This is a genomic window from Jannaschia pagri, from assembly GCF_019655435.1.
GTDB classification, from domain to species: Bacteria; Pseudomonadota; Alphaproteobacteria; order Rhodobacterales; family Rhodobacteraceae; genus Jannaschia; species Jannaschia pagri.
Map to the genome: position 1 here is coordinate 394,787 of NZ_BPFH01000003.1, position 14,095 is coordinate 408,881.

9 protein-coding genes are annotated in these 14,095 nt (G+C 64.1%); 6 read left to right on the forward strand and 3 right to left on the reverse strand.

Annotated features, from left to right (window positions below):
• Positions 1-75 precede the first annotated feature (75 nt).
• Positions 76-528: a DUF2267 domain-containing protein gene (locus K5R33_RS09995; protein WP_220748881.1), complete on the reverse strand. Its 453-nt coding sequence runs from the start codon at positions 526-528 to the stop codon at positions 76-78.
• A gap of 197 nt (positions 529-725) precedes the next feature.
• Here K5R33_RS09995 and K5R33_RS10000 point away from each other — a divergent pair, with 197 nt between their 5' ends.
• From K5R33_RS10000 to K5R33_RS10010, 3 genes are all read left to right on the forward strand, one after another.
• Positions 726-1,649, forward strand: a complete 924-nt coding sequence (locus tag K5R33_RS10000) for an aminotransferase class IV (RefSeq protein ID WP_220748882.1) — start codon at positions 726-728, stop codon at positions 1,647-1,649.
• 47 nt (positions 1,650-1,696) lie between these two features.
• A complete protein-coding gene (putA, locus tag K5R33_RS10005) occupies positions 1,697-5,326 on the forward strand; it encodes a bifunctional proline dehydrogenase/L-glutamate gamma-semialdehyde dehydrogenase PutA (RefSeq protein WP_220748883.1) in 3,630 nt (1,209 codons plus the stop codon).
• Between the two features lie 119 nt (positions 5,327-5,445).
• Positions 5,446-6,471, forward strand: a complete 1,026-nt coding sequence (locus K5R33_RS10010) for an extracellular solute-binding protein (RefSeq protein WP_220748884.1) — start codon at positions 5,446-5,448, stop codon at positions 6,469-6,471.
• 297 nt (positions 6,472-6,768) lie between these two features.
• Here the strand turns inward: K5R33_RS10010 and K5R33_RS10015 are convergent, their stop codons facing one another.
• Positions 6,769-8,325, reverse strand: a complete 1,557-nt coding sequence (locus K5R33_RS10015; RefSeq protein ID WP_220749069.1) for an ABC transporter permease — start codon at positions 8,323-8,325, stop codon at positions 6,769-6,771.
• Positions 8,326-8,517: 192 nt separating this feature from the next.
• Positions 8,518-9,564, reverse strand: a complete 1,047-nt coding sequence (locus K5R33_RS10020; protein WP_220748885.1) for a LacI family DNA-binding transcriptional regulator — start codon at positions 9,562-9,564, stop codon at positions 8,518-8,520.
• Between the two features lie 107 nt (positions 9,565-9,671).
• Between K5R33_RS10020 and K5R33_RS10025 the strand changes: the two genes are divergently transcribed.
• The 3 genes from K5R33_RS10025 (at position 9,672) to K5R33_RS10035 (ending at position 14,093) form a co-directional block, all read left to right on the forward strand.
• The gene (locus K5R33_RS10025) at positions 9,672-11,981 is read left to right on the forward strand and encodes a DUF1989 domain-containing protein (protein WP_220748886.1); all 2,310 of its coding nucleotides are present in this window, start codon (positions 9,672-9,674) and stop codon (positions 11,979-11,981) included.
• A gap of 30 nt (positions 11,982-12,011) precedes the next feature.
• Positions 12,012-12,971: an ABC transporter substrate-binding protein gene (locus K5R33_RS10030; RefSeq protein ID WP_220748887.1), complete on the forward strand. Its 960-nt coding sequence runs from the start codon at positions 12,012-12,014 to the stop codon at positions 12,969-12,971.
• Between the two features lie 72 nt (positions 12,972-13,043).
• Positions 13,044-14,093, forward strand: coding sequence for a quaternary amine ABC transporter ATP-binding protein (locus K5R33_RS10035; RefSeq protein ID WP_220748888.1), 1,050 nt, complete (start codon positions 13,044-13,046; stop codon positions 14,091-14,093).
• Positions 14,094-14,095 lie beyond the last annotated feature (2 nt).

Here is a 14,095-nt window from a genome sequence, read left to right on the forward strand (position 1 = left end):
CCGGAGAGCTAGCCATTCCCCAGAATCGTGACGGTGTTCCGCCGATGGGCGATGGGCCTGGCATAGTGTCCGGTGTCATCGGTGGGGCGGGGTCCGGGTATCCGGCGGCCAGAAGTCCCTTGTGGTCTGGGGGAGCGCCCGACGCAGACGACGCACCTCCGCCGATGGAAGGCGGACGGTGAGCATGGAAAATACGGCTGCGATCTCTGCCTGCCCCCGCCACCCGCGCAACGGACCGAGGCGCGCCTCCACGGCCCGTTCGAACCCATCCGACGCACTGTCCCGGACCTGAGGCGTTGCCGGATGCCATCCCTCATAGAACATGCCCCGCAGCAGAAGCGGCAAATGACCCGACAGGCGGGCCATATCCCCCGGTGGCAATCGGGCGCGCAGTTCCGTCAGAACCGTCCGGAGCAGCAACAGGGTGGCGCGTCGGCTGGACCACCCCAGCCGATCCGCCAACTCGTCCACCCAGTCTTGGGTGAGGCGGACAGTCGGGTCGAGCGTGTCTGGACCTTGGGGGGACATGCGGACGCCTCCTTTCGGGACTGCGCCCAGGATGGCCTACTACGTGGCGGGCCACATTGACGGCCATCAACGTCCCGGCCCTACGGCGCGTGTCGCCCGATCAAAGATCGCTTGGCGTCGCGCGTCTGCTGTCTTGACCCGGCAGGCGTGACCGCGCCTAAAACAGGTCAGCCCCCGCCCCCGAAAGGACAGCCGCCATGGGACCCACCGACGCGCCGACCACCCATGACGCGGAGGAGGACGCCCGCAACGAGACCCTCTTGATCTATGTGAACGGCGATCTTGTCCCCAAGGATCAGGCGAAGGTGTCGGTCTATGATTCCGGCTTCATGCTGGGCGATGGCATGTGGGAGGGCCTGCGGCTGTACAATGGGCGGTGGGCCTTTTTCGACGATCACATGGATCGGCTGTTTGGCGCGCTCAAGGCCGTGTCGCTGGATATCGGGATGGGGCCGGAAGACATGCGCCAGATCCTCGACCGAACGGCCCAGGCGAATGGGATGACCCATGATGCCCATTGTCGGCTGATGGTGACCCGTGGCCCCAAAGCCAAGCCGTTCCAACACCCCGCGCTCAGCCGGTCTGGCCCGACGATCGTCGCCATCGCGGAGCATTCCAAACCGGCGGACCATCTGCGGACCACGGGCATTCGTTTGGCAACGGTCCCCCAGGTGCGCGGCCTGCCCATGAGTCAGGACCCGAAGTTCAACAGCCATTCCAAGCTAAACTGTGTGATTGCCTGTTTGCAGGCGGAACAGGCCGGGGCGGACGAGGCTTTGATGCTAGACCCCCATGGGTTCGTGAACACGACCAACGCCTGCAATATCTTCTTTGTCCGCCGGGGGGAGGTTTGGACCTCGACCGGGGACTACTGCATGAATGGCGTGACCCGGCAGAAGGTCATCGACCTTTGCCGGGCCGACGGTATCCCCGTGTTTGAACGGAACTTCTCGCTCTACGACGCTTACGGCGCGGACGAGGCGTTTCTGACCGGCACCTTTGGGGCCCAGACGCCCGTGGCCCAGATCGACGGTAAGCCCATTGGGACCGGTGAGCGGCCCATGACCGAACGGATCCGCGCGCTCTACAAAGATCTTGTAAGGCGTGACACCGGCGGTTGAAGATCATCCCAAGACCAAAGGTCCCCCCAGGTCACGGGCGTCTGCCAATGTCACAGCTGTGTTCTCACCTCTCGGATTTGCGCCTGGCCATTCGGCGGGCGACGCTGACCGATGAGTCTGCCCTGGTTCGCGGTTTGGCCGCTCGGACTGCCCTGTCACCGGAGGACCGCGCCACCATCGCGGACCAGGCCGCCACATTGGTGCGGGCTGTCCGTGAGACCGGTCAAACGGGCCTGATGGAGAGCTTTCTGGCGGAATACGGGCTGTCCACCGATGAGGGCGTCGCCCTGATGTGTTTGGCCGAGGCAATGCTGCGCGTGCCGGACACCGAAACCGTGGATGCCCTGATCCAGGACAAGATCACGCCCCATGATTGGGCCAGCCACATCGGAGACAGCGGGTCGATCCTTGTGAATGCCTCCACCTGGGGCTTGCTGCTGACGGGCAAGGTGTTGGATCCGAATGGCGTCGGAGTGGTCGGGACGTTGCGGGGCTTGGTCCGCCGCCTGGGTGAGCCGGTGATCCGCCGGGCCGTGGGACAGGCCATGGCCGAAATGGGGGCGCAGTTTGTCTTGGGCGAGACGATCCAACAAGCCATGGAACGGGGCGATCCCATGGTCGCCCAAGGCTATACCTATTCCTACGATATGTTGGGTGAAGCGGCGCGGACCGAGGCGGATGCCCTCCGGTATCACAGGGCCTATGCCGAGGCGATTGCGGCCATCGCCAGCCGCGCGAGGGGGTCAGAGGTGGCGCGCAATCCTGGGATCTCGGTCAAGCTGTCTGCGCTCCATCCGCGGTACGAACAGGGCCAAGCGGCGACGGTGGTTCCCATCTTGGCCGACCGTTTGTTGTCGCTGGCACGGGCCGCAGCGGGCGCTGGGATTGGGCTCAACATCGACGCGGAGGAAGCGGATCGCCTGGACCTGTCTCTCGATGTCATTGAACGGGTCTTAGCCGACGATCATTTGCGCGGTTGGGACGGGTTCGGTGTCGTGGTCCAGGCCTTTGGCCGACGGGCCGGACCCGTCATTGAGTGGCTTTACGCGCTGGCCGATGGCCTGGATCGCCGGATCATGGTGCGCTTGGTCAAGGGCGCCTATTGGGACGCGGAAATCAAGCGCGCCCAGGTCATGGGATTAGACGACTACCCGGTGTTCACCCGCAAGGCCCACACCGATATCGCCTACCTTGCCGCCGCGCGACAGCTTTTATCGATGACGGACCGGATTTATCCGCAGTTCGCCACGCATAATGCCCATTCTGTCGCGGCGATTCTTCATCTGGCGCAAGATGGTCAACCTTTTGAATTTCAGAGGCTGCATGGAATGGGAGAGGCGCTCTATGGTGTTTTGCGGTCCAAGCGCCCCGTGCCCTGTCGGATCTATGCGCCGGTCGGTGCCCATCGCGACCTCTTGGCGTATCTCGTGCGACGTCTGTTGGAGAACGGGGCAAATTCATCCTTTGTCCATCAGATCGTCGATGGGACCGTGCCCGCCGAAGAGATCGCGCGCGACCCGATTGCCCTGGCTGTTGACGCGGCCTTCGCGCCCAACCCTACGCTGCCGAAGCCCGCGAATTTGTTCGCACCGCGCCGCAACAGCCGTGGCTGGGATATCACCGACCCCCTTGTGTTGAACGCCCTTGAGGTGGAGCGGGCCGTCTTTACGGCCCCAGCCCAGTGGCACGCGGCGCCCCGAACCCCCGTGGCCGCGCACACGGGGCAGCGCCGCGTCACCAACCCGGCGGAGCCGACCCAAACCGTGGGCACGGTCGTCGATGCCGACCCCGCAGACGTTCATCTGGTGGTCGAGGCCGCGCAGCAGCATCAGCCGGCATGGGCCGACCTGGGCGCGCAGGCGCGGGCCACGATCTTGCGCGACGTGGCCGATATCTTTGAGGCTAATGCCGCCGAGATCTTTGCTCTATTGGCGCGTGAGGCTGGCAAAACGCTGCTGGACGGTGTCGCCGAATTGCGCGAGGCGGTGGATTTTCTCCGCTACTACGCCGATCAAGCCGAAGCGGCGGGGGGTGGGACGCCACCCCGTGGGGTGATCCTTTGTATCAGCCCTTGGAACTTCCCCCTGGCGATTTTCACAGGCCAGATCGCGGCGGCCTTGGCGGCGGGGAACGCGGTTATCGCGAAACCTGCGGAACAGACCTCGCTCATCGCGGAGCGGGCCGTGACGTGGATGCATCAGGCGGGCGTGCCAGACGGCGTTCTGCACATGATCCCCGGCGGGGGCGCCACCGTGGGCGCGGCCCTTGTCGCGGACCCCCGTCTTGGGGGCGTGTGTTTCACTGGCTCGACCGAGGTGGCCAAGCTCATTGACCGCCAACTGGCGGAGACCGCGCCAGAGGCCATGTTGATCGCAGAGACCGGCGGGCTGAACGCCATGGTCGTGGATTCAACCGCGCTGTTGGAACAAGCAACCCGGGACATCTTACGCGGTGCGTTCCAATCGGCAGGCCAGCGCTGCTCGGCCCTGAGGATGCTCTATGTGCAGGCGGACGTCGCCGAGGATCTGCTCCAAATGCTGTTTGGCGCCATGGACGTGCTTGTGCCCGGGGACCCTTGGCAAATCTCGACCGATGTGGGGCCGGTCATTGATGGCGATGCTCGGGCCGTGATCACCGCCCATGTGGACCGCGCGCGGGCCGAGGGTCGGGTTCTGAAACAGACTGCTGTGCCTGAGGATGGTCTGTTCGTGCCGCCAACCGTGATCCGTGTGCCAGGGATCGACGCCCTGGGTCGGGAGGTGTTCGGCCCTATTCTTCACGTTGCGACCTTTGAAGCCGAGGATCTGGACAGGGTGGTCGACGCGATCAACGGCACGGGCTACGGCCTGACGTTCGGGTTGCACACGCGAATTGACGGCCGGGTTCAGCGGGTGCTGGACCGGGTGCGGGTCGGGAACGCCTACGTCAATCGCGATCAGATCGGGGCGGTGGTCGGGTCGCAGCCCTTCGGCGGACACGGCTTGTCCGGGACGGGACCGAAAGCAGGCGGTCCCCATTACCTGCGACGGTTTCAGAAGCCCCCTTCGGCGCCGGGGCCCCTGACCCTTGCCCCATCGCCAAGGATGCCCACCGGTCTGGCGCCTGATGCCGCAGCCTGTGCCGATCTTTCTGCGTGGGCTCAAGCACCGGACCGTATTGCACGGCTGCGCGCCGCGCTGCGTGGTCGGGCCGCCGCTTCCGTGGCGGCTGCTGCGGCCGTTGATGCAGGCCCCGTGGATCTGCCCGGCCCCACCGGTGAGGCGAACCAGATGACGCTGGAGCCCCGGGGCCTGGTACTATGCCTGGGGCCGCAGCCGGATGCTATGTTGGACCAATGCGTTCAGGCGCTGGCTGCCGGCAACGGCGTTTTGGCCATGTGCGATGGGGCCTCGCAGAGCCTCGCGCCCCTGCTGCGTGCCGCGCTGCCTGTGTCGGTCTGGGATCACCCCCCGAGCGCTGAGGACCTCGAAACACTGCCTGTGGATTTGGTCGCCCTGCAGGCGGCTGGGCACGATCTGGGTCAGGTCCGTCGGGCGCTGGCCGAGCGACCCGGGCCGATCGTGCCAATCGTCTCTGCACGCATTGATCCAACGGCATATTGCACGGAACGGGCGGTTTGCATCGACACCACAGCCGCAGGCGGCAACGCGACGTTACTGGCCCAAGCGGCGGATTAATCGGGCTCCGCGCCACGCAGAAAATTTCCTGACCAAAACAGTTGCCTTTTTTGAGGGCATCTGTAGGGTCCGCCCCAGTTCAATGATGACTAAAATAGTCAGCTTTATGGAGAGACCCCATGAACCGCACCCTCCTTGCCGCCCTGGCAACGACTGTCGCCCTGCCAGTGTATGCCGACGGTCACCTGAGCGGCGAGCTCAACCTGTATTCGTCGCGCCACTACGACACCGATGAGCGTCTGTACTCCGACTTCGAAGAGCTGACCGGCGTGACCATCAACCGCATCGAAGGCAAGGCCGACGAGTTGATCGCGCGGATGCAGGCCGAGGGTGAGAACTCCCCCGCCGATATCCTCCTGACCGTGGACACCACGCGCCTGGAGCGGGCCAAAGCCGCTGGCGTTCTGCAGTCCGTCGAGAGCGAGGCCCTGGAAGCAGCGATCCCCGCCAACCTTCAGGATGCCGACAACCAATGGTTCGGCTTCTCCAAGCGTGCGCGGATCGTCTTCTACGATGAGGCCGATGTTTCGAACCCGCCTGCCACCTATCTGGACCTGGCCGACCCTCAGTACGAAGGCATGATCTGTCACCGGTCCTCGACCAACGTCTACTCGCAGACGCTGCTGTCGGCTGTGATCGAGCACTACGGTGAAGAGGCCGCGACCGAATGGGCGCAGGGCTTCGTCAACAACTTCGCCCGCGACCCCCAGGGTGGTGACACCGATCAGCTGCGCGGCCTGGTGTCGGGCGAATGCGATATCTCGATTTCCAACACCTACTACTTCGCCCGCGCCGTGCGGAAACCGGTCGACGGTCTGGGTGCGGAGCAACTGGCCGGGATCGGCCATGTCTTCCCGATGATGACCGAGGATCAGGGCGCACACATCAACCTGTCCGGTGGTGGCGTCGCGGCGAATGCCCCGAACCGCGACAACGCGGTCGCCTTCCTGGAGTATCTCGCCAGTGCCCAGGCACAGCAGTACTTCGCCAACGGGAACGACGAATATCCGGCCGTCGAAGGCACGCCTTTGTCCGAGAGCGTGGCCAGCCTTGGCGATCTGGTCGAAGACAAAGTCGACCTGTCGGCGGTTGCCCAAAACGTTGAGACGGCAAACAGCATCTTTGCAGCTGTCGGCTGGGAATAATCCACACCGGATGAGTGGACATGCGGGGCGCCAGATTTGGCGCCCCGTTTTCGTTTCGGGGCGGTTAGCGCGTGCGTTTGATGGGCTACCGCTGTCCACAAGCGTTTTGTTTGATTTGTGTTGTCCCTTCGCGCGAACCCAGATGGTCCTGTCGGTCTTTTGGGAACACCACGCGGGTTCCTTAGGCCACCGCGTCACCGAGGGTCTTGGGCCGCGTGCTTGTCCGCTGGATGCGGGTTTCCGAAAGCCCGTCCCGGAGGATCCAACCGACTTGGGCCAGATGGCCCTCGCGGACCGTCAGCCTCGATCCCGTCCCATGCGACGCATTAGGATGAGGACCGGGATCAACCCCAAAGCCGCCAGAGCCAGGCTGGGCACAGCGGCCCCCTGTAGTCGCTCGTCCGAGGCCAGCCGGTGGGCTTGTACGGCGAGTGTGTCGAAGTTGAAGGGCCGCAAGATCAGCGTAGCAGGCAACTCCTTGGCGACGTCCACAAAAACGATCAGCGCCGCCGTCGCCACGGCAGGGCGGACAACCGGCAGATGAACGCGCCGCACCATGCCCCAAACACCCGCCCCAAGCACGCGGGAAGCTGCGTCCACATTGTGGGTGACCGTGGACAGCCCACTCTCATAGGCCCCCACGGCGGCGGCAAGAAAGCGGACCATATAGGCCCCGATCAGCAGCCAGATCGACCCGGTGATCAGCAACCCTGTGTCGATGCCGAACCGTGCCTCCATGAAGGCATCCAGCGCATTGTCGAAGGCGCCGAAAGGCACAAGCAGACCGACGGCGATCACGCCACCGGGTACGGCGTATCCCAGGCGTCCGATGGCCAGGGTTGTCTCGGAGCGTCGACCGGGGGCCACGCGCGAGAAGGTGCCCAAGGTGACCGCCGCGATCACCGTGACGATGGCTGCAATGGAGGCCAGCGTGATCGTGTTCGTCGCAAAACGAACGTAGCGGGCCGAGGTGATGTCTTGCTCCGACCCCAAGGCCATCGTCGTCAGCGCGATCGCCGGCAGGATGGCGCCCGCCAAGACGGGCAGGGCACAGGCCATCGTGGCGGCCCAGGCCTGCAGGCCCACCAGCGGCGTGCGTCCCGTTCCGCGCCCCCCCCGGGCGGCATAGCGCGCGCCCTTGCGCGTGCTCCGCTCCAACAAAGCGAGCAGCAGGGAAAAGCTCAGCAGTCCAAGGGCCAATTGCGCCGCCGCGGCACGGTCGGCCAGGGTAAACCACGCCGTATAGATGCCGGTTGCAAAGGTCTGCACCCCGAAGAAAGCGACGGTGCCGTAGTCGGCGATCACCTCCATCGCGACCAGCAGAACCCCAGCAAAGATCGCCGGGCGCGCCATGGGCACAACGACCCGGATCCACGCCGCCCAGGGGCCTTGGCCGAGGCTGCGCGCCACATCGAACGACCCCTTGCCGGTCAACTGAAACGCCGCCCGCGCCAGCAGGTACACATAGGGATAGAGCGTCAGCGTCATCACAAAGGCCGCGCCACCCGTGGACCGGATCTCGGGGAACCAATAGTCGCGGGGCCCCCATCCGGTCAGCGACCTGAGCCCCGTCTGCACCGGACCAGGAAAGTCCAGGACATGGGTGTAGGCATAGGCCAGGACGTAGGCCGGGAAGGCCAGGGGAATGACCAAGGTGGGCTCTAACCAACGGCGCCCGGGAAAGTCGCACGCCACCACTAGCCAGGCTGCCGCCGTCCCAATGATCGCCGATCCCAGGCCAACCGTCACCATCAGCACAGCCGTTGCACCGGCATAGCGGGGCAGAACCGTCGTGGCCAACTGATGGATCGTGTCCAAATCGCCCAGGATCGCGGCCAGGGCCACAGCCGCCATGGGCAACAGGCAGAGAGCGGCGATCACGACGGCGGGCACTGTTAACCGCAGGGGCGAGGAGCGGTGACCGGCCTGGATTGATGTTGTGTCGGTCAAACGGATCCTCCTGCACCTTCGCGATCCATTAACACGGGGCGAGACCCGATGGCACCGCGCGCCCTCTCGCAGGGCACGGGCGGCGGTGCGGCATATTTACGATCCACGGGGGTTGTCCGACGCCCCAGGGGCCAACGGCACGGCACCGGTGGAGGCGCGCGCGATCACCTGGGCCTCCAAAAGGCGGGGCGCGATTGGGCTGCCGCTGTCCAGAAAGTCACAGACCGCGCGGGCGGTGACGCGCCCCATGTCTTGGATCGGAAGCCGCACGGTGCTGAGCGGCGGGACAGTGAACTGCGACGCATCCAGGTCGTCGAACCCCATCAGGGAGATATCCTCGGGCACGCGTTTTCCCAAAGACCGCAATTGGAACAGAGCACCGACGGCCAACACGTCCGACAGACACAGGAGCGCGGAGTACGGCCCCTCCAAACGGTCGACCACCGCGGCGCCGCCAGCATAGTCCAGCGTCGTTTCGTAAAAGGTGAGAGAGGCGCCCTCGCCCGGGTCCGCCAAGGCATCGATCCGCGACCGGGTCCGGTCGTTGCCCGCGACAGGGCCATGGGCCACGGCGATCCGGCGATGCCCAAGGGCGGTCAGATGCGCCAAGGCCTGTGTCGCCACGATCTTGTTGTCATAGCCAATGGTGGGCAGCGGCGCCGACGGCTCATAGTAGGACGTGGCGATGAGCGGGACGGCGAAGCGCGCCGCCTCTCGCAAAAGATCGGCGTTGTGGGACAGGCCCGAGACGATCAACCCCTCCACCCCCATGGCCAGCAGCTTTTTGGCTTTCTCGACCTCCCGATCCCGATCCGCGTCGGTGACGGCAACAACCAGGTTATAGCCCTGGTCGGAGAGGTCAGATTCTAGCGCATGGAGAAACTTGGAGAAGATCGAGTGGTTCAGCGTCGGGACAAGCGCGCCGATGGTATAGGTCCGGCCCGAGACCATGGCCTTGGCCAGTGGGTTCGGAACGTAGCCGGTTTCGGCGATGGCCGCTTCGATCCGCGCGCGCGTTTTGGCGGACACCGTCTCGGGCTTGTTCAAGGCCCGCGAGACCGTCGCGTCCGATACGCCTGCCACGCGCCCCACGTCCACGATCGTGGCGCGGCCTTTTCGGTCAAACGTCGAAGCTTTGGTCATCTTTTGGCTGATCTTAAGATGTGATGTGAAACAGGCTTGACTCATGCGGTGGAATGATCCCTTTTTCAACGCAATGTAGACGTCTACATTTACTATGGACACCGCCGATGACACTTCTCGCGTCCTTTCTGAACGGCCAGACCGTTGCCCGTGGTCGACGATTTCCCGGGCTAGCGGCGCCGCATCCCGCTTTGTGTTGGCCCGTTCACCCGCGCACGGCGAAGCGGGTTGATCTGAAATCGGACGATGTGCTCAGCCTTCGCGATGCGGCCCAGGCCGGTGGTGTGATGGTGGTCGCCATGACCGAAGACGGCACCGATGCCTTGCCGCTTCTGGGATTAACCGGGACTGTGACGCCGCCCCTCAGCGATTTCGCCAGCGCGGAGTTCGTGGGCTGGTGCGCGGGTGAGGGGGGCGACGCCGCGACGCTCGCCGCCTGCCCCTTGGTCACAGAGGAGCCGTTGCTCGTCCTATCGGCGCGCGGCGCCTGTACCGTCTGGGTGATTAACGCTGCCAACAAGGCCGATCACGTGACAACGTCGCCGTCAGGCACGGTCCTTTTGGGGCATAAGCCAGCGGCGCGGCCCAATCTTCTGCTGCCGGAGCCATTGGGCGAGATTCGCGAGGAATTCACGATTTCCCGCGCCACCGCACGGGCTTACGAAGTCCGGCGGGGGGACGTCCTCCAGGTGATCGACATTGAGGGCCAACAGTGTTCCGATTTCATGGCCTTCCGCACGGCGGGGCTGGAGGCTGGGTTGGAACAGCGGATCGACAGCACCGTGACCCGGTCGCTTGTGGGCGGCGCCTATCCCGGACCCGGTCTGTTCGACAAATTCTACGACAGCGACATGCGTCCCCTTTTGAACGTCGTGCAGGACACTTGCGGGCGCCATGACACCTTTGCCCTGGCCTGTACGGCGCGCGGGTATGAGGAGCGTGGCTTTCCCGGCCATGTGAATTGCTCTGACAACATTTCCGAGGCGGTCGCGTCCTACGGGGTGGAGCGGCGCCCGGCTTGGCCCGCGATCAACTTCTTTTTCAATTCCTGGATCGACCACAGCGATAACCGCATCCAGGTCGAGGAATCCTGGTCCCGTCCGGGTGATTATGTGGCTTTGCAGGCGATGGATGATCTTGTGTGTGTGTCGACCGCCTGTCCCGATGATGTGGACCCGATCAATGGCTGGAACCCCACCGATGTCCATGTCCGTATCTATCGGCCCGACGCCCCGATCCGACGGGCCGTGGCGCACCGTCAAAAGGAAGACGCGCGCATGTCCCTAAGCCAAACCTCTGCGTTCCACGGACGGACCAGCCAATTGACCGAGCAATTTCAGGCGGCGCGCGATCTGTGGCTGCCTGCCGCCTATCCCGGTGTGGGGACGATCGGCGAATATTGGGCCTGCCGGGAACGGGTAACCCTGCAAGACATGAGCGCCCTGCGTAAATATGACGTGGTCGGCCCCGACGCCGAGAGGCTGCTGCAACGGGTCACCACGCGCAACGTGGCCAAGTTGGCCCAATGGCGGGGCAGTTATACGCTGATCTGCGATGAACAGGGTGCCGTCATCGACGATGGCACGCTCTTCCGTCTGGCGCCCCATGCGTTCCGCTGGTGCTGCGGGTCCGAGGAATCCGTGCGGCACCTCAAGGCCAACGCCGAAGGGTTGGACGTCCGCATCCGCGATATGCAGGCGTCTTTGCCCAATTTGGCGCTCCAGGGGCCGCGCTCCCGCGATGTGCTGCGCAAGGTTGCTTTCATGCAGCCCCATGTGCCTTCGCTTGAGGCCCTGAAGTGGTTTGGGGTGACGGTTGCGCGGCTCCATGATCGGGAAGGGGCGCCCTTCATGCTGTCCCGGTCGGGATACACCGGTGAACTGGGGTACGAGATCTTTTGTGACCCGTCGGACGCGACCGAAATCTGGGACACGATCATGGCAGCGGGCGAAGAGTTCGGGATCGCCCCCATGGGCGCCCATGCCTTGGAGATCATTCGTATCGAAGCAGGCTTGGCGGCGGCTGGCGCCGAATTCGCGGCGGACGTGGACGCGCTAGAGGCCGGTCTTGGGTTTGCGGTCGATTTCAAGAAGGACGATTTCATCGGCAAGGCCGCGTTGGAACGGAATGCCACCGCGCCACGACGGCAGTTGCGCGGCATGCTGCTCGATTGTGACGATATCCCTGCCCATGGGGCCCATGTCTATGCGGGGGAACGGCCCGTCGGGGTGGTGACATCCGCGACCCGATCCCCAAGCCTGGAACGGGCCATCGCCATGGTGCGCTTGGCCGTCGAATTTGCCGAAACGGGCACGATGCTCGAAATCGGCCAGATGGACGGGCACATGAAACGCTTGACGGGCACCGTTTGCGACATTCCTTTTATTGATCCGCGCCGCGAAAGAGCGCGGGCATAAACCGAAGACGATCCAACAGGAGGATAGAACATGACATTTAAGACAGTGCTGCTGACCACAGCCCTTGCCCTAGGCGCCACCACCGCGATGGCGCAGGAAAAGGTCATGATCGGTGAGCCAAGCTGGCCCGGCGCAAAGATCATGGCGAACTTGATCGGTCAGGTGATCGAAGGTCGCCTGGGCGGTGAGGTTGGATATGCCCCCGGCGCCAACGCCGTCATTTTTGAGGCCATGGACGGAGGGCGCGGTGACATCGACGTCCATCCCGATGTCTGGTTGCCGAACCAATCGTCTTTCACCGACAAATACGTGGACGGCGCTGGCACCGTTGCTCTGTCCGAAGGGTCCTATGCGGGCGAATCCGGGTTCTGCGTGCCGAACTACGTGATCGAGGCGGGCGTGACCTCGGTCTTCGATCTGGCGACGCCAGACGCGCAGACCATGTTCGACACCAACGGCGACGGCATGGGCGAAATCTGGGTGGGTGCTTCTGGCTGGGCCTCGACCAACGTGCATTTGGTCAAGGTCCGCGACTACGGCATCGGCACCTTCGTTGAACCAACGACCGAAGATGAGGCCGTGTTCTACGCCCGCCTCAAGGACGCCATCGCCGAAGAACAGCCCGTCGCCTTCTACTGCTACAAGCCGCACTATGTGCATGCGCTCTATCCTGTGACGATCCTGGAAGAGCCCGCCTATGACGCCGCCAGCTACACCATCAAAACCCCTGACGAGGATGCGAACTGGTTCGAGAATTCCTCTATCCTGACCGGTGACGAGAAAAAGACCGTGCGCGTCGCCCACTCCAAATCCCTGGAGGAGCGGAACCCCGCTGCCGCGTCTTTCCTCGCGGCCATCGACATGGACAGCGATAACCTGTCGCAACTGACTTACCAGGTTGTGGTCGAAGGCGGTGACACCGCCGAGGTCGTGGCGGCTTGGATTGAGGCCAATGGCGACATCGTGGACGGCTGGCTGGGCCTGAACTGATCCGCAGGGTCGCGATGACCTCCGGCGGTCTGCGCCGTCGGGGGTCGTGTTTCATGTCACAGGGGGTGCGGCATGTCTGACGATGCCTTTATCGACGCCGAAGGCGTCTGGAAGGTTTTTGGGGACCGCGCGGACGAGGCGCTGGCCGCCATCCGTGCCGAGGGCCTATCGAAGGCCGAGGTCCTGTCCACATACGGCTGTGTCGTTGGCGTCGCCGACGCAAGTTTTCAGATCGCCAAAGGTGAGTTGTTCTGCGTCATGGGCCTGTCCGGGTCCGGCAAGTCGACCCTGGTGCGACACGTCAACCGGCTGTTGGAGCCTACGGCGGGTGCGATCCGGATCGGCGGCGAAGACGTCATGGGCCTGCCACCCGATCAGTTGCGGACCTTGCGCAACCGGCGCGTGGCCATGGTGTTCCAGAACTTTGGCCTGATGCCCCACCGCACCGTGCGCGACAATGTGGCCATGCCCCTGGAGATCAGGGGCACCGGCAAGGGCCGTCGCTGGGAAGAGGCGGACCGCGTTCTCGACCTGGTAGAACTGACCGGTTGGGAAGACAAATACGCCCACGAGTTGTCCGGCGGGATGCAGCAGCGTGTGGGCCTGGCGCGGGCCATCGCCTCCGACCCGGAAATCCTGCTCATGGATGAGCCCTTCAGCGCGCTAGATCCGCTGATCCGCAAACAGTTGCAGGACCAATTCATGGAGCTGAGCCATCAGCTCAAGAAAACGACGATGTTCATCACCCACGACTTGGATGAGGCCATTCGCATCGGTCACCGCATCGCCATCATGAAGGATGGCCGCATCGTCCAGGTTGGCACGCCAGAGGATATCATCCTCAATCCGATTGACGACTACGTCTCGGATTTCGTGGCCGGGATCTCCAAGCTGAACATGATCTTCGCCCATTCCGTCATGAAACCGGTGGATGAGTTCCAGGCCAAGCACGGCGCCGTGCCAGAGGATGCGCCCGAAGCCCACCCCAGCATGGATCTGAACGATCTGATGGGCCTTTGCGTGGATGGGCATGGGATTGTGGCGGTGACCGACGGTGGCAAGACCGTGGGGGTCATCAACCGCGCGGGCCTGATCCGCGCCATCCAAGACAGCCAAAGCTAACG

Excerpts from the sequence above, each read along its gene's own strand:
- K5R33_RS09995 (WP_220748881.1), bottom strand. The coding sequence starts at position 528 with ATGTCCCCCCAAGGTCCAGACACGCTCGACCCGACTGTCCGCCTCACC.
- K5R33_RS10010 (WP_220748884.1), top strand. The coding sequence starts at position 5,446 with ATGAACCGCACCCTCCTTGCCGCCCTGGCAACGACTGTCGCCCTGCCA.
- K5R33_RS10035 (WP_220748888.1), top strand. The coding sequence starts at position 13,044 with ATGTCTGACGATGCCTTTATCGACGCCGAAGGCGTCTGGAAGGTTTTT.
- putA (WP_220748883.1), top strand. The coding sequence starts at position 1,697 with ATGTCACAGCTGTGTTCTCACCTCTCGGATTTGCGCCTGGCCATTCGG.
- K5R33_RS10015 (WP_220749069.1), bottom strand. The coding sequence starts at position 8,325 with ATGGCGGCTGTGGCCCTGGCCGCGATCCTGGGCGATTTGGACACGATC.
- K5R33_RS10020 (WP_220748885.1), bottom strand. The coding sequence starts at position 9,564 with ATGACCAAAGCTTCGACGTTTGACCGAAAAGGCCGCGCCACGATCGTG.
- K5R33_RS10030 (WP_220748887.1), top strand. The coding sequence starts at position 12,012 with ATGACATTTAAGACAGTGCTGCTGACCACAGCCCTTGCCCTAGGCGCC.
- K5R33_RS10025 (WP_220748886.1), top strand. The coding sequence starts at position 9,672 with ATGACACTTCTCGCGTCCTTTCTGAACGGCCAGACCGTTGCCCGTGGT.
- K5R33_RS10000 (WP_220748882.1), top strand. The coding sequence starts at position 726 with ATGGGACCCACCGACGCGCCGACCACCCATGACGCGGAGGAGGACGCC.